This is a genomic window from Pseudoalteromonas denitrificans DSM 6059 (assembly GCF_900112265.1).
Lineage (GTDB): Bacteria > Pseudomonadota > Gammaproteobacteria > Enterobacterales > Alteromonadaceae > Pseudoalteromonas > Pseudoalteromonas denitrificans.
The window spans coordinates 1-25,324 of the sequence record NZ_FOLO01000033.1 but is presented as its reverse complement, the minus strand read 5'-3'; the positions used below and the strand labels follow the sequence as shown (position 1 = coordinate 25,324).

General features: G+C 34.2%; 22 protein-coding genes and 1 pseudogene. 11 read left to right on the top strand and 12 right to left on the bottom strand.

The features are described 5' to 3' along the window. Nucleotides 1–148: 148 nt before the first annotated feature. From BM088_RS17445 to BM088_RS17430, 4 genes are read left to right on the top strand one after another with little or no spacing between them, the layout of a single operon-like run. Nucleotides 149–739, top strand: a complete 591-nt coding sequence (locus BM088_RS17445) for a DUF2726 domain-containing protein (RefSeq protein ID WP_091987383.1) — start codon at nucleotides 149–151, stop codon at nucleotides 737–739. Between the two features lie 55 nt (nucleotides 740–794). Beyond that, nucleotides 795–1,502, top strand: a complete 708-nt coding sequence (mtnN, locus tag BM088_RS17440; RefSeq protein WP_091987379.1) for a 5'-methylthioadenosine/S-adenosylhomocysteine nucleosidase — start codon at nucleotides 795–797, stop codon at nucleotides 1,500–1,502. Continuing rightward, complete coding sequence (locus tag BM088_RS17435) at nucleotides 1,503–2,489, top strand: cobalamin biosynthesis protein CobD/CbiB (RefSeq protein WP_091987373.1); 987 nt, start codon at nucleotides 1,503–1,505, stop codon at nucleotides 2,487–2,489. It begins immediately after the preceding gene. Next, entirely contained in the window at nucleotides 2,473–3,297 is an 825-nt protein-coding gene (locus BM088_RS17430; protein WP_091987369.1) for a cobalamin-binding protein, read from the top strand. The genes BM088_RS17435 and BM088_RS17430 overlap by 17 nt, the downstream gene beginning before the upstream one ends. Before the next feature lie 57 nt (nucleotides 3,298–3,354). Here the strand turns inward: BM088_RS17430 and tyrS are convergent, their stop codons facing one another. After that, nucleotides 3,355–4,557 carry a tyrosine--tRNA ligase gene (tyrS, locus tag BM088_RS17425; RefSeq protein WP_091987365.1) on the bottom strand — a complete coding sequence of 401 codons (1,203 nt, stop codon included), beginning with the start codon at nucleotides 4,555–4,557 and terminating at the stop codon, nucleotides 3,355–3,357. 184 nt (nucleotides 4,558–4,741) lie between these two features. On the opposite strand from tyrS, the gene BM088_RS17420 reads away from it, so the two are divergent. Together BM088_RS17420 and BM088_RS17415 are read left to right on the top strand one after the other, a co-directional pair. Then, complete coding sequence (locus BM088_RS17420) at nucleotides 4,742–6,073, top strand: OapA family protein (protein WP_091987360.1); 1,332 nt, start codon at nucleotides 4,742–4,744, stop codon at nucleotides 6,071–6,073. Nucleotides 6,074–6,184: 111 nt separating this feature from the next. Then, on the top strand, nucleotides 6,185–8,308 hold the full coding sequence (locus tag BM088_RS17415; RefSeq protein WP_091987357.1) for a DUF6351 family protein: 2,124 nt from the start codon (nucleotides 6,185–6,187) through the stop codon (nucleotides 8,306–8,308). On the opposite strand, the gene BM088_RS27300 is transcribed toward BM088_RS17415, so the two are convergent. From BM088_RS27300 to prmB, 10 genes and pseudogenes are all read right to left on the bottom strand, one after another. Continuing rightward, nucleotides 8,300–8,476: a hypothetical protein gene (locus BM088_RS27300; RefSeq protein ID WP_177208090.1), complete on the bottom strand. Its 177-nt coding sequence runs from the start codon at nucleotides 8,474–8,476 to the stop codon at nucleotides 8,300–8,302. The genes BM088_RS17415 and BM088_RS27300 overlap by 9 nt on opposite strands. Before the next feature lie 175 nt (nucleotides 8,477–8,651). Further along, nucleotides 8,652–9,782, bottom strand: coding sequence for a sodium ion-translocating decarboxylase subunit beta (locus tag BM088_RS17410; protein WP_091987354.1), 1,131 nt, complete (start codon nucleotides 9,780–9,782; stop codon nucleotides 8,652–8,654). Between the two features lie 9 nt (nucleotides 9,783–9,791). Further along, the gene (oadA, locus tag BM088_RS17405) at nucleotides 9,792–11,567 is read right to left on the bottom strand and encodes a sodium-extruding oxaloacetate decarboxylase subunit alpha (protein WP_091987350.1); all 1,776 of its coding nucleotides are present in this window, start codon (nucleotides 11,565–11,567) and stop codon (nucleotides 9,792–9,794) included. A gap of 12 nt (nucleotides 11,568–11,579) precedes the next feature. Further along, the gene (locus tag BM088_RS17400) at nucleotides 11,580–11,843 is read right to left on the bottom strand and encodes an oxaloacetate decarboxylase subunit gamma (protein WP_091987347.1); all 264 of its coding nucleotides are present in this window, start codon (nucleotides 11,841–11,843) and stop codon (nucleotides 11,580–11,582) included. Nucleotides 11,844–12,469: 626 nt separating this feature from the next. Continuing rightward, a complete protein-coding gene (locus tag BM088_RS17395; protein WP_091987343.1) occupies nucleotides 12,470–13,288 on the bottom strand; it encodes a substrate-binding periplasmic protein in 819 nt (272 codons plus the stop codon). 278 nt (nucleotides 13,289–13,566) lie between these two features. Further along, entirely contained in the window at nucleotides 13,567–13,842 is a 276-nt protein-coding gene (locus tag BM088_RS27740) for a YfcL family protein (protein WP_245763852.1), read from the bottom strand. An 18-nt stretch (nucleotides 13,843–13,860) separates the two neighbouring features. Then, nucleotides 13,861–14,985 (bottom strand): annotated as a pseudogene (locus BM088_RS17390) (ATP-NAD kinase family protein); the annotation flags it as partial. 8 nt (nucleotides 14,986–14,993) lie between these two features. Next, on the bottom strand, nucleotides 14,994–15,518 hold the full coding sequence (locus BM088_RS17385; protein WP_091987339.1) for an elongation factor P hydroxylase: 525 nt from the start codon (nucleotides 15,516–15,518) through the stop codon (nucleotides 14,994–14,996). Nucleotides 15,519–15,632: 114 nt separating this feature from the next. Next, on the bottom strand, nucleotides 15,633–16,736 hold the full coding sequence (gene aroC, locus BM088_RS17380; protein ID WP_091987336.1) for a chorismate synthase: 1,104 nt from the start codon (nucleotides 16,734–16,736) through the stop codon (nucleotides 15,633–15,635). A gap of 81 nt (nucleotides 16,737–16,817) precedes the next feature. Beyond that, nucleotides 16,818–17,747, bottom strand: coding sequence for a 50S ribosomal protein L3 N(5)-glutamine methyltransferase (gene prmB / locus BM088_RS17375; RefSeq protein ID WP_091987331.1), 930 nt, complete (start codon nucleotides 17,745–17,747; stop codon nucleotides 16,818–16,820). 185 nt (nucleotides 17,748–17,932) lie between these two features. Here prmB and smrB point away from each other — a divergent pair, with 185 nt between their 5' ends. Next, entirely contained in the window at nucleotides 17,933–18,475 is a 543-nt protein-coding gene (gene smrB / locus BM088_RS17370) for an endonuclease SmrB (RefSeq protein ID WP_091987468.1), read from the top strand. Nucleotides 18,476–18,631: 156 nt separating this feature from the next. On the opposite strand, the gene sixA is transcribed toward smrB, so the two are convergent. Further along, nucleotides 18,632–19,105, bottom strand: a complete 474-nt coding sequence (sixA, locus tag BM088_RS17365; protein ID WP_091987326.1) for a phosphohistidine phosphatase SixA — start codon at nucleotides 19,103–19,105, stop codon at nucleotides 18,632–18,634. Between the two features lie 267 nt (nucleotides 19,106–19,372). Between sixA and BM088_RS17360 the strand changes: the two genes are divergently transcribed. The 4 genes from BM088_RS17360 (at nucleotide 19,373) to BM088_RS27295 (ending at nucleotide 25,163) form a co-directional block, all read left to right on the top strand. After that, a complete protein-coding gene (locus tag BM088_RS17360; RefSeq protein WP_091987465.1) occupies nucleotides 19,373–22,054 on the top strand; it encodes an insulinase family protein in 2,682 nt (893 codons plus the stop codon). 97 nt (nucleotides 22,055–22,151) lie between these two features. Further along, a complete protein-coding gene (locus BM088_RS17355) occupies nucleotides 22,152–24,389 on the top strand; it encodes an EAL domain-containing protein (RefSeq protein ID WP_091987322.1) in 2,238 nt (745 codons plus the stop codon). Nucleotides 24,390–24,509: 120 nt separating this feature from the next. Next, nucleotides 24,510–24,773 (top strand): DUF2999 family protein, encoded by a 264-nt coding sequence (locus tag BM088_RS17350; protein ID WP_091987317.1) that lies wholly within the window; start codon nucleotides 24,510–24,512, stop codon nucleotides 24,771–24,773. Between the two features lie 231 nt (nucleotides 24,774–25,004). Further along, nucleotides 25,005–25,163, top strand: coding sequence for a hypothetical protein (locus tag BM088_RS27295; RefSeq protein WP_177208088.1), 159 nt, complete (start codon nucleotides 25,005–25,007; stop codon nucleotides 25,161–25,163). The last annotated feature ends 161 nt before the right edge of the window (nucleotides 25,164–25,324 follow it).

Sequence of the window (25,324 nt, the reverse complement as noted above, 5' to 3'; positions counted from 1 at the left end):
ATTGCATTTATTGTTTCATCCTAGGAAAGAGATATTACTTACAGCACTCTTTTATAACAAGAAAAACAATTGGCATACATCATGCTTCTTAGTAATTAATTCGCTATTTAAGTTTATGAGCGTCAAATTATTGATGTAGGAGTTAGTTATGGAGTTTGTATTATTATCTATTTTGGTATTAGTTGTTATTGCATCTATGGTCGCAAGTAAGCTAACTGACAGCGGAAACCCCTACCCTTTCACAAAAAAAAATAATATTTATACTCAGGTAGAAAAAGGATTTCTAACATTATTAGAGCGAGCCATAGGTAACGATTATAAAGTTGTAAGCCGTGTGATGCTAATAGATATCATTGATTTTAAATCTGGCATAACCAGTAAATCGAAACGTATTGCACTTACTAAAGCAAAAAACAAACAATTAGATTATGTGTTACTTGATAAAGAAACCATGAATATAGTGGCTGCAATAGATTTAGTGAATAATAATAATAAACAAGGTCATAAAGCTCAAAAAGACTGGTTTGTTAATGGTGCATTAGAATCTGCTGGTATACCTCATATCAGAATGAAAGTTAAAGCAGGCTATAAACCTTTAGAAGTTCGCCAAGCAATTATGTTCAAACTAGGTAAAACTATGCCTAAAAAACCTTTAATAAAAGCACGTACATCTAGCAAACCAGCCGTTTTATCCCCTTCTCAAATAAAAACTCCTTCGACAGGACTTGTTCAAGCTTAGCATTTTTGTATTTAAGCAGTATAATAGCTAAAAATTCAACATTAGAGCTAAGCATATGAAAATTGGTATTATTGGTGCGATGGAACCTGAAATCGCAATTTTAAAAGGTGCAATGCAGCAAAGTAAAATAACACAAAAAGCTGGTTTCACTTTTTATGAAGGCATACTTGCAGGGCAAAACATTATATTAGTACAATCAGGAATTGGAAAAGTTGCTTCTTGTATTGCAACAACCTTATTAATTGAATTGTTTTCACCAGATTGTGTTGTTAATACAGGTTCAGCAGGTGGTTTTGAACCCAGCTTAAACATAGGCGACCTTGTTATTTCATCTGAAGTACGTCATCACGATGTTGATGTTACTGCTTTTGGTTATGAAATGGGCCAAGTTCCAAATATGCCCGCTGGTTTTAGCGCTCACCCGGCACTTATCGATGCAGCAACTGAAGTTATTTCTCAAATGCAAGATATCAAAACAATGACTGGGTTAATTTGTACTGGTGATTCATTTATGTGCGATCCTATCCGCATTGAAAAAACACGCAGTCAATTTCCAAATATGTTAGCAGTTGAAATGGAAGGTGCGTCTATAGCTCAAACTTGTCATCAACTTGAAATACCTTTTGTTGTCATACGTTCTTTATCGGATATAGCGGGTAAAGAGTCTCCTGAGTCTTTTGATAGTTACTTAGTTAAAGCTTCTGAAAATTCATCAAAAATGGTTATTGCATTGTTAGAAAAACTTCAAACGGTTTCTCTATAAGTGATTGAGGTATTTGAACAAATATTCCTGACAAATTCAGTAATTTCACATGAGTTTTCAGGAATATTTATTTTTATATTAGCACTTTGTGCAGAACGTTGGTTAACATTACCCCACTCATATCACCCTAGTACCTTATTATTTGTTATTTTTACCAATCTACAAAAACGCATCTATAAAAAAAATGATTCCGATAGTTACCAGCTATTATCTGGGTGGTTGGCCATTATTTTTCCTTTATCTGTTATTTTAATACTCTGTTATGGTTTATTAGAATTTGCTTCTTATCCCGAACTCTTATCAGGACTAATTCTTTATTTATGTCTTGAAAGCCAAAAGTTAGAGCAATCTATAAAACGACTTCCTTTATTACTTAGACAAAAACAAAAATCAGCAGCTAGAGATTTACTACGGGTATGGTTGAGACGAGAAACAAAAAATTTATCTGAGCCTGGCTTAATAAAAGCAGCAATTGAAACATTAACCCTTCGCAGTAGCAGACTTTATTTTTCAGTATTATTTTTTTACTTACTTGGCGGCCCAATAGCCGCTTTAAGCTATCGAATTTTAACCATAATGCATTCAAGTTGGAGCAAATTGTATTTACCAAATACAAAATTTCTTCAACCAATCAAAAGCCTCACTTATGCATTAGAGTGGCTACCTTCACGACTTGTTGCAATTTGCATTGCCCTAAGTAAAGAAACAAAAATGAGTTTTCATTTTATTAATCATTATGGTAATCATTTTTATCAGAAAAACACAGGTTGGTTATTAAGCTGTATGAGTGCTGCCTTAAAGGTACAACTTGGAGGTCCTGCTTTTTATTCAGGACGGCGCTTTGCCAAAATTAGAATAGGGCAATACCCACAGCCATCCATATATAGCATTAAATTTGCGTTATCTCTTATAAACCGAGTCAAAGTTTTATGGTTTTGTTTTATTATTTTATCCAAAGTGAGTATTTACATTGCGTTTAATCTTTAAGTTCATTTTTTTTGCTATATTACTTAAAAGCTTTAGCAGCCATGCTGTTGAACAAAATAAATATCAAAAAATTGCTACTTTAGCCCCTCATCTAACTGAATGGGCCTATAGTTTAGATTTAGGTGAGAAAATTGTTGCCGTAAGCGCTTATAGTGATTTCCCTGAACATGCAAAAGAACACCCTATCGTCTCTGATGTAAATGGTATTAATTTAGAAAAATTAATTGCGCTACAACCTGATCTCGTAATGCTCTGGAAAAATAGCCAAATACTAGGACAAGTAGATAAATTAGAAGCGCTAGGTATAGATATATTTATATCAGATCCTAAAACATTAGAAGATATAGGTAGCGAAATATTACGATTAGGGAAAGTTACGAATAAACAAATATTAGCAAACAAAATTGTTGATCAATATTTATCAGATTTAACTAATTTAAGAAAGAAATTCATCAAGATGCCAAAGAGAAAAGCTTTTTTTCAAATTTGGCACTCCCCATTGATCACAGCCAATGGCGATACTTGGATCCAAAACCTAATGGATGTATGTCAATTTGAAAATCCTTTTTTTCAACATGAAGTCCCTTATCCTACAGTAAATAAAGAGCAAGTTTTATTACACAACCCCGATATCATTATTATCTCAGAAAAATCAGAAAATAGCGCTCAGCTTTCAGGTTGGCAATCTCTTTCGATGATCAATGCAGTTAAAAATAATAAAGTTTTTAATATTGACCCCGATCACTTGCATAGATTTACAAGAAGAGTTCTATTTGGTATCGAAGCGCTATGTGAGATAAGTCAATAGGCATAAAAAAGCCCTGTTAATTCAATAGCAAGGCTTTTTCAATCTAACTTGAATTATCTAGATTAGACTAATTTTTGCAAATTTTCGTTTACCAACTTGATAGATTTCTTGTGTGCCTTTAGAAACCATAAGTTTAGTATCGGTTATCTTATCTTTACCGTTTAATTTTACCGCTCCTTGCTTAATCATACGCATAGCTTCCGAAGTACTTGAAACTAAACCAGCATCTTTTAATAAATTTGCAATACCAATTTCATCGTCATTAATTGTAATGCTTAATTCTGGGATTTCATCTGGTAATGCTTTCTTTTGAAAGCGTTGAATAAAATCTTGATGTGCGGCTTGTGCCGCATCTTCACTATGAAAACGCGCTATCATTTCTTTAGCAAAGTCAATTTTGATATCTCTAGGGTTGGTTCCTGCTGCGATTTTAGCTTTAAGAGCTTCAATTTCAACTAATGATAAACTACTTAGTAACTCATAATAACGCCACATTAAGTCATCAGATATTGACATGATTTTACCAAACATGTCAGTTGGTTTATCCGTAATACCAATATAGTTACCTAAAGATTTTGACATTTTTTGAACGCCGTCAAGACCTTCAAGCAGAGGCATCATCAATACTGTTTGTGGCTTTTGCCCCTCATCTTTTTGAAGCTCTCGCCCCATAAGCAAATTAAAACGTTGGTCTGTACCACCTAATTCAACATCAGCTTCTAATGCAACAGAATCCCATCCTTGTACTAAAGGGTATAAAAATTCATGTATCGCAATCGACTGATTATTTGCATAACGCTTCTTAAAATCATCACGTTCTAACATGCGTGCAACAGTCTGACGAGCTGCAAGTTTAATCATACCCGCAGCACCTAACTTTTCCATCCAAGTAGAATTAAAAGCAACGGTTGTTTTAGCAGGGTCCAAAATTTTAAAAATTTGCTCTTTATATGTTTCAGCATTTGCTAATACATCTTCACGGGTTAACGGCTTACGTGTTACATTTTTACCCGTTGGGTCACCTATTAACCCGGTAAAATCACCAATCAAGAAAATAACTTCATGACCTAAGTCTTGAAACGTTTTCATTTTATTGATTAAAACGGTATGCCCTAAATGTAAATCTGGTGCAGTTGGATCAAAACCTGCTTTTATTTTTAATTTTTTACCTGATTTTAATTTTTCAAGTAAATCATCTTCAATTAATATTTCTTCAGCACCACGTTTTATCTCAGCAAACGCAGCTTGCAAATCAGTCATCAAATACTCCAAGTATAATGTTAGCTCTATGGCCTATAACGCTATGACTCGATTCTAGCTTATTATAAGTTCAGATTATACGCCTTACATACCATTATATTCACAAAATTCTGGTATCTGAGCAAAAATCATTATATGCTGAAATATTGTTATAAAATATCATTTAGGCTGATTTAAGAAAATGATGGTCAAAGCGGTGCAAAAGCTCCCTAAAAAACACAAAATGTTCATATTAGGTTTCTCTTCTTTAATGCTAGGTTTAACCTTGATCCCAGCAGAAAAAGCAACTGCTTCAAAAGATACTAATGCTGATATATTAAGAGTCGGACAAAGATATGACCTTGATATGAAGCTTGAAAAATCAGTTAATAAAACATCAATAATAACAACTGACTTACAACCTAAGCTAACAGAAATAACACCCCTTATTAATTTTAATCATTTTAAAGTTAAAAAAGGTGACAATTTAGCTAAAATTTTTAAGCGTGCAGGCTTCTCAGCTAAAACCCTACATAAACTTATCAATAGCGATAAAAATACCAAACAATTAATTGAAATACACCCAGGTGACACTTTAAGTTTTGCAAAAAATAAAAAAGGTGAACTGAGTCATTTAAAATATATTTTAAATAAAACAGATACTTTATTTGTTTCCTTAACTGATGATGGACAATATCAGTCTGATATTCAATCAAAAACAATTGAAACTCGTACTAAATCTTCAACAGGACAAATCACTTCAAATTTCTGGAATGCAGGCATAGAGGCGGGATTAAACGATAAACAAATAATGAATTTTGCCGATATTTTTGGTTGGGATATTGATTTTGCAAACGATATTCGTAAAAACGATCTATTTACTGTTATTTATGAAACGCTTCATATTGAGGGTGAGTATATTGGTACAGGTAAAATTCTCGCTGCTGAGTTTATCAATCAAGGGGAGCAATTTAACGCAATTTTACATACTGATGGTAATTTTTATACTGCACAAGGACGTAGTATGAAAAAAGCTTTTTTGCGTGCACCTGTCAACTTTAAATATATTAGTTCTAGCTTTAACCCTCGCAGAAAGCATCCTGTAACAGGCAGAGTTAAAGCACATAGAGGTATAGACTATGCAGCAAGAACTGGTACTCCAGTTGTATCATCAGGCAATGGTAAAGTCATAAAAGCGGGTTTCAGTAGATTCAATGGGAATTATGTCTTTATCCAACATGGCTCAAAATACGTTACTAAATATCTCCACTTACATAAACGTAAGGTAAAAAGAGGGCAAAAAGTAAAACAAGGGCAACTTGTTGGTACTGTAGGTGCAACTGGACAAGTAACGGGCGCTCACTTACATTACGAGTTTTTAGTTAATGGTGTTCATCGTAACCCTAGAACCGTTAAATTACCTAAATCGCAGTCTTTGCCTAAATCAGAGCTGGCTAAATTTAAACCTATTGCAAATGACTATCTTGCAAAGCTTAACCGAAATAAAGAACTTCAACTTTCTATGGTTAATCCATAAAATAGTTCAGAATCATTTTAGGATATTATTTTAATATTCTAAATTTATATTTATATTTCACAGCGAAAATAAAACCACCTCCTATAATTAAAATTATGACAGGAGGTGGTAATGAAATTACTTAGTAGATCCTTATTATTTATATTCATAGTGAGCTGTTTAGTCACTTGTAGTTTTAATCCTTATGAAAATCAACAAGTACTCACTATCGCACCTGACGTTATAGCGCCTCTCTTAAAAGTCAAAAAACATATCAGAAATACCCCCAGACCTGAAGACCCAATAAGCTATCCAATAAAACTAGGTGAAGTTGGCCCAGTACAACCATTATTTTCTGGAAATTTACATTACCCCTTTTCTTGCCATGTACAATCTTCCGGATTAGGGCAACCCTTAATTGATAATCAAGAGCTATTAGGAACACCTGTTTTTGCACTTGATGAAAACGGAAAAAAAACACATAAAGTAATAGGCTTTAGTAAAGACTGTTTAATTGTGTCACAACTAAGATATTTCAAAGTAGATATCAAAGATAATATAAGTGAAGTCTTTATTCCGTTTGATTTAAAAAGTACAGATCTTCTTCTTAGGATAGAGCAAGGTACAATCAATCGGTATATATACGCAATTGTAATGCCTGTAGAGCGAAATGAATTAAAAAATAGATTACTCCATTCTAAATGGAATAAGAGGCTTATTTATCAATTTGCAGGAGGTGTTGGAATAGGTTTTCGACAAGGTAAGCTTAATCCAATGAAACTAATAAGCCGACGCACACCACAATTAAGAAAAGGTTATGCAGTCATCACAAGTACAGCAAATAAAACAAGCTTTAGCTATAATATGTTACAAGCTGAAGATACCGCTCTTAGAGTTAAAAGACAGTTTATTTCTTTGTACGGAAAACCCCTATACACCTTAGGTGTTGGCGGTTCTGGTGGCGGTCTAGCACAATATATTTTGGCTCAAAACTCTTCTGAATTATTAGATGGTGCTCTACCCCTTTACTCCTATCCAGATATGATCAGCCAAACCTTATATGCATTAGACTGTGACTTATTAAATAGTTATTACACCTTTAAAAGCTCACTAGAGAGCTGGGATAGTCCAGAAAAAAAGCAAGCGATTGAAGGCTTTAATAATTCAAATATAGAGCATAAGTCTTGGTTTTATTATCCCTTTAATCAACTTGCTCGCGCTAAAAAAGTTTATATTCCTAAAAATTATAGCGAGTGCATACATGGTTATTTCGGTTTAAGCTCTTTAATTAACAACCCAGATCAGGGCTTCATAAAAAAAATATTTTCACCCGAAGTAAAACAAAAAGCCCATTGGAGTTATTGGCAAGACTTAACCAATATTTTAGGCATAGATAACAATGGATTCGCAAATTCAGTATGGGACAACCAAGGCGTTCAATATGGATTAACTGCATTACAACAAGGTACAATTTCACCTAAAGAGTTTATCCATTTAAATTACCATATTGGAGGTTGGAAGCCGCAACAGGAGATGCGACAAGAACAACTTTTGTTTTTACCTTTCACTAAAATACCCATTTGGATGACTCAGTGGAGCACTCATAATATTTACCCTGCAGATAAAGGCCCTGCAAAACGGACAAAAGCTTCAACCAAAGCCATAGAGAATGCTTATCGTTATGGACAAATATTTATAGGCTTTAATGATGTTCCAACAATAGATATTCATCATTATTTAGAGCCAGAATTAGATATGCACCATATATCCACTTCTTTTGCCACGCGATTGCGCATATTATCACAAGCTAAAAATCTAAATAATCATAAAATATGGATTGCTCATCCAGATCATACACCTCTTGAACAAGCTTTTTTAGCAATGGATGAGTGGTTATTAAAAGGAAATTCAAAACAACTTAAAATGAAAACCAGTGATCGTTGTTTTGATAAAAATGGCAAAGTTATTGCTCAAGGAGACCAGGTCTGGAATGGTAGTTGGAATAAAAAACAGCTTGGAACATGTGCTCAAACTTATCCAATATACACAAATAGTCGTATCCAAGCAGGAGGACCTTGGCAGGGGAGTATTTTTAAATGCCAAATGATGTCAGTAAAAAAAGCAATGAGTTCAGGTTTATATGGCAATATCGATATGACAGTATATCAGAATGAGTTAGAGCAAATCTTTCCTGATGGTGTGTGCGACTATAACTTTACTGATACCGCAAAACCTCTAGATTTAACTTTAAATTAAGGTATATATTAACTGCGTTACTAATAGAATCATCAATAAAGGCCATATAAATTTTTGATAACGACTTAATTGCTCAGGTGAGAATCTTGGACCAAATTTCTCAATAAGTGGCACCAATACAATAAGTGCAACAAATAAGCTTAATAATAATATTAAAACGGGAGGCATTTTGTTTCCTTTTTTAAAGGGTTTTATCCTACCACTTTTAAGAATAAAAAAAACGCGCAACATCTAAAAAGAATATTGCGCGATAAAGGTCGGGAGGTTGAGCCCTAAAAAATTCATATCCAAATCACTTCAACTTTTGATTTAAGTATCTTTAACTGACTTGGATAAAGTTAAATTAACCTACAATTGCAAGTAGAATACCAGCGGCAACAGCACTGCCTAAAACACCAGCCACATTTGGTCCCATAGCATGCATTAACAAAAAGTTATGCGGATTAGTCTCAAGACCTACTTTGTTCACAACTCGAGCAGCCATAGGCACAGCAGAGACACCTGCAGCCCCAACTAAAGGATTAATTGGTGTTTTAGAAAAGTGATTCATTGCTTTAGCCATCATCACACCAGATGCTGTACCGATAGAAAATGCAATAGCACCTAAAGCTAAAATACCTAATGTTTCAATTGTTAAAAACTTATCCGCAGCCAACTTTGAGCCAACACCTAAACCTAAAAATATCGTAGTAATATTGATTAGTTCATTTTGAGCAGTCGAGCTTAAGCGTTCAACAACACCACTTTCACGCATCAAATTACCTAAGCAAAACATACCAACAAGCGGAGCTGCTGCTGGTAGCAATATAATAATTAACGCTAATACCAATAGTGGAAAAGCAACTTTTTCAGACTTTGAAACATGACGAAGTTGCGGCATTGCAATGCTTCGCTCTTCTTTAGTCGTTAAAGCTCGCATGATAGGAGGCTGTATCAATGGGACTAATGCCATATATGAATATGCTGCTACCGCAATAGCTCCAAGTAAATCAGGTGCTAATTTTGAAGCAAGAAAAATAGCCGTAGGCCCATCAGCACCACCTATAATTGCTATTGCGGCTGCATCTTTTAGCGTAAATTCAAACCCTGGAATAAAATTAAGTAAAATAGCACCAAATAAGGTAACAAAAATACCAAATTGGGCAGCTGCGCCTAATAATAACATTTTAGGATTTGCAATCAGCGCACTGAAATCAGTTAACGCACCGACTCCCATAAAAATAATTAATGGGAATACGCCTGAATCTATGCCTATTTTATATACATAGTACAGTAAACCTCCTGCGTCTGATAAACCCGCTAATGGAATATTTGTTAATATTGCACCAAAACCTATAGGTAATAGCAAAAGAGGCTCAAATTGCTTCATTATCGCAAGGTAAAGTAATACACCCCCTACCGCCATCATGATCAATTGTTCAAACTCAAAATTAGCAATCCCAGTGGATTGCCATAAACTTAACATACCTTCCATATCAAACTCCTAAGCGATTGATAGCAAGGCATCACCAACTGAAACAGCATCGCCTTCCGAAATATAAACTTCACTAACAGTACCTGCTTTAACGGCACGGATCTCTGTTTCCATTTTCATCGCTTCAAGAATAATAACCACTTCACCTTCAACGACTTGTTGGCCGGCTTTAACTTGAACTTTAAAAATATTACCCGCTAACGGTGCAGTTAAGTCTTCAGCATCATTTGAAACTGGAGTAGATTTAAGGTTCTGAGGTTGTGCTGGTTGGACATCTTTGAGTTCACCATTTGGCGCTACAACAACGTTATATACTTTACCATCGACCTGAACACTATAGTGCTCTGTTTTACCTGAAGCTGGCGCTGGTGCTTGCTCTAACACAGCAGGCGCAGCTTCTAATGATGGGGCTGGCTCAAAAGCATTCGGGTTTCCTTTATTTTTGAGAAATTTCAACCCAATTTGTGGAAATAGAGCATAAGTTAAAACATCATCAATTTGATTATTGGCAAGTGTAATATTATGTTCTTTTGCTTCTGATAATAGTGTTGTTTCTAATTCTGAAAGCTCAGGTTTTAATAAATCTGCAGGTCGACATGTGATCGCTTGCGCTCCGGCTAATACTTTTTGTTGTAACTCATTATTTACCTGAGCTGGCGTTGCGCCATATTCACCTTTTAATACTGCAGCAGTTTCTTTACTAATTGATTTATAACGCTCTTTAGTCAATACATTTAATACTGCCTGTGTACCAACAATTTGTGATGTAGGTGTTACTAAAGGAATAAAGCCTAAGTCTTCGCGTACTTTAGGAATTTCTAATAGTACTTCATCAAACTTATCAGCGGCGCCTTGTTCTTTTAACTGACTTTCCATATTCGTTAACATGCCGCCAGGCACTTGCGCTAATAATATACGGCCATCAACCCCTTTTAAACTACCTTCAAATTGTGCATATTTCTTTCTCACATCTCTAAAGTACGAGGCTATCTCTTCTAATAAAACTAAATCAAGTCCTGTGTCTCTGCCTGTACCTTCAACAATCGCAACCATCGTTTCTGTCGCACTATGTCCATATGTTCCGCTCATAGAAGAAATAGCAGTATCAAGCATATCTATGCCCGCATCGATTGCTTTTTGATAAGTTGCGGTGCTTAAACCTGTTGTCGCATGACATTGCATTGCAATAGGCACTGAAACCGCATTTTTTAAACCAGTAATAAGTTCCTGCGCTTCATAAGGTCTAAGTAGACCCGCCATGTCTTTAATACAAATCGAATGACACCCTAAATCTTCAAGTTGTTTAGCCTGGGTTAACCACATCTCTAAATTATGAACAGGACTTTGAGTATAAGAAATCGTGCCTTGAGCATGAGCGCCAACTTTAACTGCTGTTTTTATTGCTGTTTCAAGATTTCTGACATCATTCATTGCATCAAAAATTCGAAATACATCTACCCCGTTTTCATGGGCACGCTCAACAAACTTTTCAACAACATCATCTGCGTAATGACGATATCCTAATAAATTTTGACCCCTTAATAACATTTGCTGTTTTGTATTCGGCATTGCTTTTTTTAAAGCACGAATACGCTCCCAAGGATCTTCACCTAAATAACGAATACATGCATCAAAGGTAGCTCCACCCCAAGATTCCATTGACCAATAGCCTACTTTATCAAGTTTTTCAGCAATTGGGAGCATATCTTCTAAACGAAGTCGAGTTGCCAAAATTGATTGATGCGCATCTCTTAATACTAACTCAGTAAGTTTTAATTTAGACATAGATAAACCCTTTTATGTTTTCTTATGATCGTATTTTTGTCTGTGCTGATGAATAGCGCCTGCAATAGCAGCAATATGTGCATCAGGTACAGCTGACGATTTAATGGTGACTGTATTTTTAGCTTTATTATTTGTGACTGACTCACCAGTACTACTTGCTAAAAAAGACGACATCAACTTGACGACTGAAATTAGCAAAAGCAAAAAAATAAAAACGACTACCATGCCCGTAAGCATTAAATTTGCAGCCTGTAATAATAAAGATGTTATATCCATCTTTTTTCCTCATTCCCAACAACTAGGTCTGTTTAAATCCGCTTAATGAATGCCAATCACTACAGCTTTTTAATTAAAAGTTAAAGTAAACACTCAAACTTATTGAGTTTATGTGCACATCATTTAGCAAATATAATAATTCCCCCACCAGCATTGTCAATTGGTAAAACCAATTAATTTTTTAATAACAGTAAAAAACAAAAAATTCACATTAGCTTTTTGCATAAATATTAAACCTTATAAATCATAACTTTAAATTATAACGACCATTAACAAAAACAATGTAACGTTAACGTTAACGTCAACTTAACTGATCATTTTTAGCTAAATCACTGACTATATTGATTAAAAAAATATTTAAAAACACAATTGGTAAAACCAAGGTAGATTTTTATCTATCAATACTTTGATACTTATATCAAGAGTTATAAATAAGAACGTGCTTCAAAAGAACATAAATTTACTTTATATACCGATTAGTTCTTCAAAAGATTTAATATGCGAAATTTTCATGTTTGATGATAATAGACTAGATAAGCGTTTTATGATTAAAATCTATTCAAATTTGGGCCGTAATTTCCCTTAGCTGATTTTTATAAATCATCATATATTTAGAATAGATTTAATCATTCAAGAATAATATTTTGATTTTCCCACTGATTAATTATAGCTTGGTATTCGCCATTGTTTTTTATTAACTTAAGTGCAGCATCAAACTGTTCTGCGATCCCTGAGCCTAGTAAGTACTTTGAAAAAACCAAATAACTTGGTGTACTTTCAATGTCAGGAGATAACCTTTTGATAGGATCTAGCTTTTTTATATCCTTTATTTTTTTAAAAACGTAAGGAAGGCCATATTTGTCTCCTATCACTATATCAATATAATTTTGATTTAACATTCTAAGTAAATGTTCAGAATCAACGTTAGAAACTAGCTTTTTAAACTTTCCTTTTTCTCTTAATTCATCAAATTTAAAACCATAACTAAAGTCTTGCCTTACACCAATAACATAAGGTGTTATCTCCACTAAATTGCCAGTATAAGGAATATTAACCATACTTTTTGTAAATAAAGATGCTGTTTCATTCATGAGTATTTCTTTGCAATATTCAGCATATCTAGTACGCTCTTTTTTCCATAGGACTTCAAATAAGCCATCTATTTTATTTTCTTTTAAATATAACAGAGCCCGAGACCAAGGTAACTCTATCAGCTCTATTGGTTGATCTATTTTTTTAAAGACAGCCTTAACAATACGAACACTAATACCATCAATGCGATCTCCTTTTTTATATTCATAAGGAGGAAAATCAAACATTGCAATCACCAGCTTTTGTTCACTGGCTATCACTTCCAACTGCATAAATAATGCGTATACTAAAAATAAGTATACACCTACAAAATTGATTCTTTTGCAATTTAGATATGGCGAAAAGTAACTCATTAAGTCTTCCTTAATATTTAATCATTAAGGTAAGTTGTACCAAGCATCATAAATTATCCATCAGATATATTGATAATGTTGATTAGTATAATCACTATTTTATATATAGCTGACAGTTATAAATAATGAAAGTTGCTTTGATTGTAATATCCGCATAAATATTACAAGAGTGAGGTTTTATAGAGTTAATAATAAGTGATATGAGTCATTCAACAAGCGATCTAAACTAATTTACAATTTCAGTTTAGATCACTAATAAAGCCAGGATGGAGGTATATTTATAAAACTTTTTTTAGTTTTTCCCAAACAGTAACAACATGCATTTTATCTTCATCTGATAACTCACCATTTCGATATGCTTTAACGAGTGATTTTTCAATATTAGCATTTAACTCATCGATACTTAGCTCTAGTGCTTCAACTTCAGCATAACCTACAGCTAAATCAAAGTGGCCCTGAATATAGCTCCCAGCAAAAAGTTCATCATCAGAAGCTGTTTCAACTAAATGTTCAAAAAATTGCTGTGCTTGATCTATATACTCTTGAATTGTCATTTTTGTTCCTATCGATTCTTGATGGCCAACACCATACATCACATGATCATTATATCCAGTGATCACTCTTATATATCCACTAAGCTCATCATCTAACTTGCTATCACCCGTATCGCAGATCAGAGGACGATTATTAAGTGCCTGTAATTTAGTTTTGGTGGCAACTAAAATAATATTATCTCTTCCAACTAACCTGATCAATTCAGGGCTTAATTGTTGATTACCACGGCCAAAAATATGACCTTGCCCACCAATTAAAGTAATCACTAACTTTGTTTTTAAACCTTTATTATTATGCTCTGTTATCAATTTAAAAAGCTGAGTAGCCGTAACATCTGATGCAATGAGTTCATGATCCTCAATGACATCAACACCTAGTAAAGTATTCTTTAATCCCACTTCTTCCATTATGGCAGCAACTGTAGAACCAGAACCTATTATATATCTTTCATCATCTTCCATTTGAGATGCGACAAAGGCCGCGATATCAACCAGTACTAATTCATCTGTTTCTTTACCACCATTTTTAACACTTTGAATATATCGAAGTTCTGACGGTACTTGCATTTCACCATAGCGTTTCGCTTTTACACTTCCTTCACGAAACGCAACTTCATCTATATCCATCACATCAGCATCTTGCACTGTAACTAACTCACCTTTTATCAATAACTCAACAACACGGCCAGCCGCTTTTGGTGTAATAGCATAAACCCCAGAGTGAATTTTACAGCCAGCAGGTATACCTAAAACAACAATAGAGTCCTCTATTGCATGGCAAATATTACGTGCAGTACCATCACCACCAGCAAATAGAATTAAATCAACGTCTTGTTGTTTTAAAATTTGAGCCGCATTCTCAGTATCTTTTGCCGTCGACTCAGGTCCACACGCATAAACAATATGAGTTTTAAATCCTAATTCTCTTGAAACTTGTTCACCCATAAGCCCATTTACAGTATAAATTTCTATTTTTGATTGATAGGGTTTTAGTACTTCAAGTGCGGCGCGAGTACGCATATTTGATTTAGCAATTGCACCTAATTCAATCGCTTTTTGACTCATGCCATCACTGCCTTTTAATGCAACGCTACCGCCGAGCCCCGCAACAGGATTTATTATTAAACCTAATTTAAATTTCATTACATTTACTACCAATCAAATTTTTCTATTATTAAAGGCCAAGGAGTTTTATAAAAGTCACACAATGCTTTAAGTAAGGCCTGTGTTCTATCACTAAAACCTGTGTTCAAATACGCCAATACCTGTTCATGTACCTTTGTTTGAAAAGTGACGCGACAAGGTTGCTCACCATTGAGGTTATCCGCAGAAACATTAAATTTAAACCCTGCTGCAATACATAACGCCCATTCTATAGCTTGTGGTTTTATTTCTACTTTTTCAAATTCGCTTTGTTGATCTGCATTTCTACCATCGGGGCAATACCAGTAGCCATAATCTTCTAATAACCGACGTTTTTCACCTGCAATTAACCAATGCGCAATTTCATGCATACCACTGGCATAATAACCATGAGCAAATATAATGCGGTGATAATTATTCTCTTCATCTGCAGGTAAATATACAGGTTCATCATCCCCTTTAATTAAACGCGTTTGATGACTGTGATAAAAAGTATTATCAAAGATGGAAATTAAATCGGATATCTGATGCATAAAAAATATATTTTATTAACCACTAAAAATGAAACTTAATTTTACGAAATTGTAAAAGCAAAAAACACCACAGATATCAAAGTAAGTGGTGTTTTCAATTAATTTAAACATTCTCTATTTATTGTTACTTCCAGGGATTGCGCCATGTACTAAATTTACATGAGGGTTTTGCCCTCTTTGACGCAACAAATGATCCATTAAAGTAATTGCCATCATAGCCTCAACAATGGGGATCGCTCTAATGCCAACACAAGGGTCATGTCGTCCTTTAGTGATCATATCTACCGATTCATTATTGATATTTAAGCTTTTTCCAGGGATCGTAATGCTTGAAGTGGGTTTTAAGGCTATCGAAGCAATGATATCTTGCCCAGTAGAAATCCCAGCTAATACACCTCCGGCATGATTTGAAGTAAAGCCTTCAGGTGTTAATTCATCTCTATGCTGCGAACCTTTTTGTTCAACAACCTCAAAACCATCACCAATTTCAACACCTTTAACCGCATTGATGCTCATTAAAGAGTGGGCAATTTCAGCATCTAAGCGATCAAAAACAGGTTCACCTAAGCCAACAGGCACATTTGATGCAATTACTTTTACTTTTGCACCAATTGAATCACCTTGTTTTTTAAGGTCGCGCATATAGTCATCTAATGCATCTAATTTTGATGCATCAGGAAAAAAGAATGGGTTTGTTTCAACACACTGCCAATCAAAAGATTCGGCTTTAATAGGACCTAACTGACTTAAGCATGCTTTAATTTCAATACCATGAATTTGTTTCAAATATTTCTTAGCGATACCACCTGCGGCGACACGAATTGCTGTTTCACGCGCTGATGCACGACCACCACCTCGATAATCACGAATACCGTATTTATGCCAATAAGTATAATCACCATGGCCTGGGCGAAATACCTCTTTTATTTTACCGTAGTCTTGAGAACGTTGATCGCCATTCTTAATAAGCAAACCTATGCTAGTGCCCGTTGTTTTACCTTCAAATACACCAGATAAAATTTGTACTTTATCTTCTTCTCTACGTTGAGTTGTATAACGGCTTTGCCCTGGTTTCCTGCGATCTAAGTCTATTTGTAAATCATCTTCTGTTATCTCCAGCCCTGCTGGACAACCATCTACAACACCGCCTAAGGCAACACCATGGCTTTCACCAAAAGTACTTACTTTAAATAGCTGACCTATACTATTTCCTGCCATTGATTTTCCTCATTCCCATAAAAATTATCAATAATCGAATTGCGTAGCTAATTAAAACTACACTCTTTTTAAAATGATTTGTTAGATATGCTTAACTAAATCTTCTTTACTTAATACAAATACACCTATACCGCCATTTTCAAATTCTAACCAAGTAAATGGTAAGTTCGGATAGATAGCTTCCATGTGTACCATAGAATTGCCTACTTCTACAAATAACAATCCGTGATCGGTCAAATGATCAGCTGCTTGAGCTAAAATAGTGCGAGTTACGTCTAAACCATCATCGCCCGATGCTAAACCTAGCTCAGGTTCATGATGAAATTCATCAGGTAAATCAGCCATATCTTCCGCATCAACATAAGGAGGGTTAGCGATAATCAGGTCATATTTTTGTCCTGGCACACCACTGAATACATCAGATTGAATTGGAAAAACACGATCTGATACTAAATGCTCATGGATATTAAAGTCAGCCACTTCTAAGGCTTCATAAGAAATATCAACAGCATCTACTTGCGAATTCGTAAATTCTTTAGCAAGTGCAATTGCAATACATGCAGAGCCGGTGCACATATCTAAAATACGTGAAACAGGTTTATCATCTTCAAGCCAAGTGGAAAAACGATTATGGATAAGCTCAGCAAAAGGAGAGCGTGGTATTAATACACGTTCATCGACATAGAAAGGTAATTTTGCGAACCAAGCTTGGTTTGTTAAATAAGGTACAGGCGTTCTTTGATTAATTCTTGCTTCAAGTAATTGTGCTAATTTTTGTTTTTCACTGGTTACTAATTTTGAAGAGATAACATCTCTTGGCATATCCATAGGTAAAAATAATGCAGGTAAAATTAAACTTACCGCTTCATCCCAAGCATTATCAGTACCGTGACCAAAAAATAATCCAGCTTCAGAAAACTGACTTGCACTAAAACGTAACCAATCATTTATCGTTTCAAGTTCATTAATTGCTTCGTTAAGTATTTCTTGTGTTATTTGTGCATCATTCATCATATTTCTACTAACCAATCATAATTGCTCCTATTGTATCCGATAGTTAAGAATATTGTCTTGATATTATTTTTGAGATTTAAGCTATTTTTTATTAAACTTGCCCCATGAAAAAAGAATTGAAACAAATTAAAAAAGTTATCGTTAAAAAGATGCAAGAAAAAGCAACCTTAGAAAAAGAAGCGATGCAATCAAATGATAATACATTAACTCCCGATGACTCTGATTTATTTAGAGATATGTTTAGTGGCACCAATAAATTACAACAAGATAAAGTTGTTTTTAAGCGAAATGCCTTACAAAAAAAACATAAACTTGAAGAAGAAGAAAAAAAGAAACGTTTAGCCGAGTTTTATTTTTCAGATGAATACGTCCCTAACTTAGAGAATAATGGCACTATTAGTTATGTTCAAGAAGGTCAAGATAGCTATTTAGCAAAACAGCTCAGACGCGGTGATTTTTATCCGGAATTGGTACTCGATCTACATGGCCTCAATAAAGAACAGGCAAAAAAAGAACTTATCGCATTGATCAGTGAATGTAAAAGGCAACATTATCGTTGTGCTTGTATTGTCCATGGCATAGGCGAATTTGTATTAAAACAAAAGATCCCACATTATTTAGTACAGCACCCAGATATTTTGGCTATGCATCAGGCACCTTTAGAATTCGGCGGTAAAGGCGCTTTGTTAGTTGTGATTAACCAACCGGCAAATCCAAAATTTTGATAAACTTAAAAGCATGCTTGCTCATTTCAAAAATGAGCAATACTAAATACACCCATAGATTCATTCACAATAAATGATACACCTTACACACCCTTTAGAGTTTAGTGCTAAAGGTACCTTGTTTGTTGTGATTAACCATTCAGTAAACCCAAAGTGTTAAATTTTTTGTGGTGACTTTAAAAAAACAAGTTCACCACAAAGGTTTAATTCATCATATTCAATACACGCTATGGAGCCGGTATTAAAAATAGGCATTTTGCCTTGGCAAAACTCCCCAACCAAATAGCTCACTAGAGGCATATGCGCCACAACTAACCAAGTTTTATATTCTGAGTTGAGCGATATTAAAGCTTGCAAAAAATCACAGGTTTGAGCAGGTGACGCTTCAGGTAAAAAATCTGTTGAAATTTGTTCAAATTGAATATTAGTTTGATTGTGTCTCATTAAGTCTAATGTTTGCTGAGCGCGTATATATGGACTTACCAATACAGCGTCAATTGAAACTCTATTCGCTAACCAACTACTGATTTTAGTTACTTCTGCAATGCCGTCGTTTGTGAGGTTTCGACTGGCATCATTTGCACACATTGCTGTTGCTTGACCATGACGCATTATGTAAATTTTTTTCATTTGTATGTATTCACTATTAACTACTAAAAACTTTAAAATAAAAAGAATAGCCAGAAGCCGTTAGTTTCAGCTATATTATTTAAGGTCTGTCACACTTTTATATATGAAAGAAAAACATAGCCGTTATATCTAAAAATAATTTAACGCATAACTTAGTGCTTTTAATGTTCAAACTTATCGAAACACAGTTTGAAGCTGTCAGCAAAAAGCTCCTAAATACCCAAGGGTATGTCAATTCTAATTTGGAGCCATCTTTTGAGCCAAACCATAAAAATTAGCAATAATGATAGCAGAACTTACCAAAGTCTAACACTAAACAATGGTTTAAAAGTACTACTTGTTCAAGATATCGAAACAGAAAAATCAGCTGCAGCATTAACTGTCAATGCAGGGCATTTTGACGACCCCCAAGATCGGCAAGGTTTAGCCCATTTTTTAGAACATATGCTTTTTTTAGGCACAGATCTTTACCCAGAACCTGGCGCTTTTTCTAAATTTACCAGTCAGCACGGTGGCAGTAGCAATGCTTGGACTGGAACCGAACACTCGAGTTATTTTTTTGATATCGATAATCATCATTTTGAATCAGCATTAAAACAATTTAGCCGTTTTTTTATTAACCCCTTATTGCATTCAGAAGCAACGACAAAAGAAAGAAACGCAATAGACGCTGAATTTAAACTCAAACTCAAAGATGACAGTCGACGTATATATCAGGCGCATAAAGAAACTTCCAACCCTAAACATCCTTTTGCAAAATTTTCTGTTGGTAATGCAGATACACTCGCAGATAGGGATACCTGTATTAGTAAAGAAATTAAAGCATTTTTTAATGAGCATTACATCGCATTAAGAATGACTTTGGTTATTTGCAGCTCTGAGACAATTGCGCAACAAAAAACCTGGGTTGAAAGTCTATTTAATGACATTAACAATGCTCCAAATATTAAACCCGAAATTTCAGAGCCCTTATACAAAGCTGAACATCTAAAAAAAATCATCTATATTGCACCACATAAACATATGCAAAAAATCATCATTAGTTTTGCTATGCCCAATATTGATGCTTTTTATCAACATAAAACGGTTAGTTTTATGGCACATATATTAGGTTATGAAGGTAAAGGCTCTTTATATTCAATTTTAAAAGATAAAGGTTGGCTCAATAGCTTAACAGCTGGCGGAGGAATAAACGGCAGTAACTTTAAAGATTTTAACATTAGCATATCCTTAACTGATGAAGGCATAGCGCATTATGAGGATATTGTAGAAACCATATTTACTTTTCTACCATTGCTAAAACACGATTTAAACCAGTTTATTCCCTTATATAATGATAAAAAATCGTTACTTAAAATGGCTTTTGATAATCAGGAAAAATCGAAAGTTATCGACTTTGTAAATGGTTTAAGCATTAATATGCAACACTACCCTGTTGAAGATTATGTACAAGGTGATTACATTATGCATGGTTTTAATGAATCACAATGGCTAGAAATACTAAACTGGTTAAATCCAAGCAACATGCGATTAGTGTTTATTCATCCTGATGTTCAAACTGAAAAACAAGCCGCCTGGTATCATACACCTTACAAATGCGACTCTCTTTCAAAGTCGTGGCTAAGTAAACTTGCAGAAATCAAAACACCATTATCTGAAATGGCATTACCTCTACCGAATCCGTATTTGACAAAAAAACCGCATTTATTAGTCGTTGAAACATCAAACAATATCCCTCAAAGATTAATCTCTAAATCAGGTATCGATTTTTGGTTTCAGCAAGAGCAAGAGTTTAGGATCATTAAAGGTCATTTTTATCTGGCATTAGATTCTTATTTTACAGTTAAAAGCATCACTAATATGGCATTAACACGATTATTCAGTGATTTATTCATGGATAATGTCGCACAAGAGTTTTATCCCGCAGAATTAGCAGGTCTAAGTTATCAATTGTCAATTCATCAAGGGGGTTTAACATTACATACATCAGGCATTTCTACTAACCAATTAGACCTTGTAAAAGGTTTAATGCATCAGTTATTTAATAGTAAATTTAAACAACAACGTTTTGAAGAATACAAAAAACAACTATGCAGACATTGGAATTCAGGTAATCATAATAAACCCGTAAGCCAGCTTTTTAGCCTATTAAGTGCAAAATTATTACCTTGGAACCCGACTCCTGAAGACTTATCAAAAGCTTTAGAGCAAGTCTCTTTTCAACAATTTGAAGCATTCACCCAACAACTTTTTCAACAAATCCATATTCAAGCTTTATTACATGGTAATTGGCATAAAAGTGACGCTATAAAGTTTTATAATGAAATAGATAAACATATTAGCGCATTTACTATGATTGAAGACTTAATTCGCCCGATGAATATTATGCATGAACCTATGCTACAAGTTGAAAGCCTAGGACACTCAGATCACGCCATGGTGGTTTATTACCAAGCTTTATCAGACTCAGTCGATGAAAAAATTAAAGTGATGTGCTTGAACCATTTGATTTCACAAGATTACTTTCAACATTTAAGAACAGATAAACAACTCGGTTATTTAGTAGGTACAGGTTACGCCCCGCTTAACGGCAGAGCCGGCATCGCATTTTACATCCAATCACCTGAAGTTGATGCACAATCATTACTACATCATAGCCATCAATTTACGCAAGAATATGCGCAAACTATCAAACAAATGCCTGAAAATACATGGCACAAAGCCAAACAAGGGTTATTAACACAAGTTCAAGAAAAAGATAAAAACTTAAGGTTACGGTCTTTACGTTATTGGTTATGTTTAGAAAATCAAGATACACATTTTTCAATGCAAAAGCGCTTAATTGAAGCACTCAATGCACTCACACAACAACAGATGTTTGAATATGCAAAAGAGACATTTTCAGATACAAGAGCAAGAGTAGAATATACAAGTGATATAAACCCATAAGTGTAAAGTAATAGAACTCTTTGACACTGCTCTTTCATTGCTTTAGTCTGGCTCGCTATAAGTAAAAAGTCAGTGTAATGCTTCTCAATTATAAATTATGTTAACAAAAACAAATAAAATTTTAAAATTAAGCTTGCAGCTTATATTCTTATTTTCTTCTTATTCAGTCGTCGGCCACGAAGCAAATTATGCTGAGTCTGCGGCTGCAATCCCAATACTCTTTATGGCAGTATTATTGCCAATTGCATTATTAGGTATTTATAAATTAAAAAAATCAAAAAAAGAATTAAAACGCTCTGAAGAGCGACTAAAAAGCAGTTTAGTTGGCAGTGGTGATACCTTATGGGATTGGAATATTGCAACCGGTGAAATGATCAGAATGAACGATGGTCAATTTATTGAGCAGGATGCAAACGTCACGACACCTCCAAACAGAAAGCATATCCATCCTAAAGACTTACCCAAAGTTGATTTATTATTAAAACAGCATTTCTCTGGTCATACCGCATTTTTTGAGGCAAGTTATAGAACAAAAGATAATTTAAACCAATGGCGCTGGGTTTTAGATCGTGGAAAAGTCATTGAGCATACGCCTAATTTAAAACCAAAAAGAATGACTGGCACAATTAAAGATATTAGCCGAATAAAATCGACTGAAGAACATCTAAATTTATTTGCCAAATGTATTGAAAACTTATCAGATCCTATTGCTATATATGACAAGTCTTTTAATTTTGTTGAAATCAACCCGAGCTTTTTAAAAACCTTCGGTGGTACAAAATCAAAATATATTGGCAAACGTTTTTCATTACATGGTTATAAAGATACTTATATTGAGAAGCTTAAAAAATTACTTGCAGATAAAGGCCACTGGCAACAAGAACTTAAATTACCAAACCAGAAAAACACCTTAATACCAATCGATATGTCTATTGATATTGTAAAAAACAAATCTGGGCAAGTAACTAATTTTATTGTGCTTTACTCTGATATTAGTGAACGAAAACAAGCAGAATTCGAACTTCAAAAATTATCAAATCGTGACAGACTAACAGGTTTACCTAATAGAAATGCTTTTTTTAATAATCTTAAAAAATTAGTCGATCAACGAACTCACCTTGCACTGTTAGTATTTGACTTAGATAACTTTAAAAAAATTAATGATTCTCTGGGACATCAACTTGGAGATATGTTGTTATGTCGCTTGGCAAATAGATTAAGCAAAATTACGCGTCAGCAAGATAGCATTTATCGCTTAGGGGGCGATGAATTTGGTTTAGTCATGACCAATACCAACGATATTCACACAATAACACGCACAGCAAAAGAGTTTTTAGCCGAAATAGTTAAACCCCTCCATATGGCAGGTCATGAGTTAGTGATCACCTCCAGTACAGGTATTGTTTTATTTCCTGAAGATGGCAATAGCCCTGAAGTATTATTAAAAAATGCTGATACGGCGATGTATCATGCAAAAGAGCAAGGTAATCGTTACTTGTTTTTCAATGATACGATGAACAAGCAAGCAGTAAAACGTTTACAAATTGAAAACTTAATGCGGTATGGTCTTAAAGAAGATCAATTTTGTGTTTTTTATCAACCCAAAATGAACCTTAAAACAGGCGAACTCATGGGAATGGAAGCTTTAGTACGCTTTATCACCCCCAAAAAAGGTTTAATAAGCCCAGTTCAGTTTATTCCAATTGCTGAAGAGACAGGCCAAATCATAGAAATAGGTGAAGTTGTACTTGATAAAGCCTGTAGGGATGTTAAAAAATGGCTAGATAAAGGTTTATTTGATGGCCGTGTAGCTGTAAATTTATCGGCTAAACAATTTTCACTACCAGATTTAACTCATAGAATTGATAAAATTTTACAAAAACACAATTTACCCTCTTATTTTTTAGAATTGGAAATCACCGAGGGCACTGTAATGGATGACCCTAAAGATGCCATTAACATAATGAAAGCGCTTAGTGCCCGGGGGATACACTTAGCCATGGATGATTTTGGCACAGGTTATTCATCACTTGCACTATTAAAAGAATTTCCACTTAACACTCTTAAAATAGACAAAGCTTTCATTGATGATATAGGCTCAAAACGAGGTCGAAATATGGTTGACTCAATTGTAACCATAGCCCATAACCTAGATTTAGATGTTGTTGCTGAAGGTGTTGAATATTCAGAACAAATTGATATTTTAAATGAGTTAAATTGTGAAATATTACAAGGTTACCATTATTCTAAACCTCTTTCTGCAGAACAGTTTGAAACCTTCTTGGAAAAGCAAAAAGGTGTCGGTAAATCTAAACTCAGCTTAGTAAACCTTTAACCCTGGAAAAATATAAATCAATTCATTAGGATAAATACTGCTAAAATTTATATTAATCCTAATGATCTTTTACAGTAAAATTTACACTAAAAAGTTCCGTCGACTGCATAAGGCACAAAAATGAACCCTATTATCCAAATATTAAAAGAATTAAATATAACGCAAGAAAAAACAAAAGAATTGTTTCAAGCACTAACCGAAAACCCAATGATGGCTATGAGTATGATCCAAACAATGGGGATCCCTCCTGAAAAATTACAACAAATTATGGGTTTAGTAATGACTAATCCAAATGTCATAAAAGAAGCTGTAGAAGAACTCGGTTTTGATTTTTCTAAAGTTGAACAAGCCAAAGAAAAATTAAAAGAAGGTTTAAATAAATAAACTTCAATTTATTTAATAGCCTGGCTAAATATTAATTACCAGGCTTTTTATACCAAGTCTCCAGCAAAAAATAGATTTATTCACTTATCACGATATTCCTCCAAACATCACTAAAATTCACCATTAAACACAAAGCTTAAAACAAAGTATTTAAACTCCATTATTATTCATTCCAAGCAAAAAACATTGCAAACTCATAAATAGCTAAACCGAATATTTAAGGATATATACATGAATACTTTAACTTCATCAGAGCTTTACAGCACAAGCGTATTAGGCGTTTTTGTAATAGGAGGTTTAGCATTAAACGGAATGGCTTCTGCAGTAGCCTTTGGTACATTAATCGCAGCAGCTGCTATCGCAACAACTTATATGTTATCTAATAAATAAAGCAAAGATTTAAATTTAGGGCTCAACCCAACTTGCCAACAAAAACCACAGCCAACCCTCTGTGGTTTTTTTATATAAAACATCCTGTATGAATTAATAACCTGTAGATTGGCCTTTAGGCTAATACATTTTATTAGACATAAACTTTACAAGACTGAAAC

Coding starts and splice junctions, on each gene's coding strand:
- oadA (WP_091987350.1), bottom strand. CDS start 11,567: ATGTCTAAATTAAAACTTACTGAGTTAGTATTAAGAGATGCGCATCAA.
- BM088_RS17350 (WP_091987317.1), top strand. CDS start 24,510: ATGAACCCTATTATCCAAATATTAAAAGAATTAAATATAACGCAAGAA.
- BM088_RS17355 (WP_091987322.1), top strand. CDS start 22,152: ATGTTAACAAAAACAAATAAAATTTTAAAATTAAGCTTGCAGCTTATA.
- BM088_RS27300 (WP_177208090.1), bottom strand. CDS start 8,476: ATGCCTCCCGTTTTAATATTATTATTAAGCTTATTTGTTGCACTTATT.
- sixA (WP_091987326.1), bottom strand. CDS start 19,105: ATGAAAAAAATTTACATAATGCGTCATGGTCAAGCAACAGCAATGTGT.
- mtnN (WP_091987379.1), top strand. CDS start 795: ATGAAAATTGGTATTATTGGTGCGATGGAACCTGAAATCGCAATTTTA.
- tyrS (WP_091987365.1), bottom strand. CDS start 4,557: ATGACTGATTTGCAAGCTGCGTTTGCTGAGATAAAACGTGGTGCTGAA.
- BM088_RS27295 (WP_177208088.1), top strand. CDS start 25,005: ATGAATACTTTAACTTCATCAGAGCTTTACAGCACAAGCGTATTAGGC.
- BM088_RS17415 (WP_091987357.1), top strand. CDS start 6,185: ATGAAATTACTTAGTAGATCCTTATTATTTATATTCATAGTGAGCTGT.
- BM088_RS17410 (WP_091987354.1), bottom strand. CDS start 9,782: ATGGAAGGTATGTTAAGTTTATGGCAATCCACTGGGATTGCTAATTTT.
- prmB (WP_091987331.1), bottom strand. CDS start 17,747: ATGAATGATGCACAAATAACACAAGAAATACTTAACGAAGCAATTAAT.
- BM088_RS27740 (WP_245763852.1), bottom strand. CDS start 13,842: ATGACAATTCAAGAGTATATAGATCAAGCACAGCAATTTTTTGAACAT.
- aroC (WP_091987336.1), bottom strand. CDS start 16,736: ATGGCAGGAAATAGTATAGGTCAGCTATTTAAAGTAAGTACTTTTGGT.
- BM088_RS17385 (WP_091987339.1), bottom strand. CDS start 15,518: ATGCATCAGATATCCGATTTAATTTCCATCTTTGATAATACTTTTTAT.
- smrB (WP_091987468.1), top strand. CDS start 17,933: ATGCAATCAAATGATAATACATTAACTCCCGATGACTCTGATTTATTT.
- BM088_RS17400 (WP_091987347.1), bottom strand. CDS start 11,843: ATGGATATAACATCTTTATTATTACAGGCTGCAAATTTAATGCTTACG.
- BM088_RS17445 (WP_091987383.1), top strand. CDS start 149: ATGGAGTTTGTATTATTATCTATTTTGGTATTAGTTGTTATTGCATCT.
- BM088_RS17420 (WP_091987360.1), top strand. CDS start 4,742: ATGGTCAAAGCGGTGCAAAAGCTCCCTAAAAAACACAAAATGTTCATA.
- BM088_RS17395 (WP_091987343.1), bottom strand. CDS start 13,288: ATGAGTTACTTTTCGCCATATCTAAATTGCAAAAGAATCAATTTTGTA.